Source organism: Brachyspira sp. SAP_772 (assembly GCF_009755885.1).
Classification (GTDB): Bacteria; Spirochaetota; Brachyspiria; order Brachyspirales; family Brachyspiraceae; genus Brachyspira.
The window spans coordinates 1-696 of record NZ_VYIX01000184.1; the positions used below are offsets into that span (position 1 = coordinate 1).

Sequence of the window (696 nt, forward strand, 5' to 3'; positions counted from 1 at the left end):
AATCGGAAAAGCTACGTGTATAGCAAAATTGTGTAGTATCATTAAAAACACTTAAGTTATCTATAATCACACCAAAAGTAAAAGCTAAAATAGCTGTAGAAAAAGATGATATTAAAACTGTTAATATTTTTATATATAAATTATGTACAATTTTTGCATCTTTGCTTATATCTTCAAAAACTTCATCAATATTGCCAAGCTCATCTATAGATTTACTGCAAGCYTCTTCATATTTCATTCCATTTTTTACATAATGCTGAACTTTAGAATTAAGCAYATCTTTTATTTCATCTAATTGYTCAAGAACTTCTTTAGTATTAGGGTATTTCTTTTTAATATTTTTATAAAACTCATTAATATTCATCATTATTTCCTGTTAATATTTTTATCAGAATTTTTAAAAAATCTATAAAAKAAAAATACAGTCAAAGGCCAAGATAAAAAGTATATAATAACAAATACAAACCAAATATGATGAGGTGTAAAAAACATATTAAATATAAATACTGCTATAGATATAATTAMAAAACCTATTATAGAATATTTTAAATTTATTTTATAATCATTATAAGTATATTCAAAAGTTTCGTATATATTACGCATATTAATAAAYTGTATAACTGTAGTTAAAAAAATAACAATRATTCCAGAAACAATAAAAAATATACTTGGAATTAATGAATTATTTATATAAGA

At 20.8% G+C, this 696-nt stretch carries 1 protein-coding gene and 1 pseudogene; both read right to left on the reverse strand.

All coding sequences use genetic code 11. The annotated features are described in order from the left end of the window. Positions 1-364 (reverse strand): permease prefix domain 1-containing protein (locus tag GQX97_RS13420; protein ID WP_368666586.1); only part of this gene is annotated, 364 nt, incomplete at its 3' end. A gap of 2 nt (positions 365-366) precedes the next feature. Continuing rightward, a pseudogene (locus GQX97_RS15015) lies at positions 367-696 on the reverse strand (hypothetical protein); the annotation flags it as partial.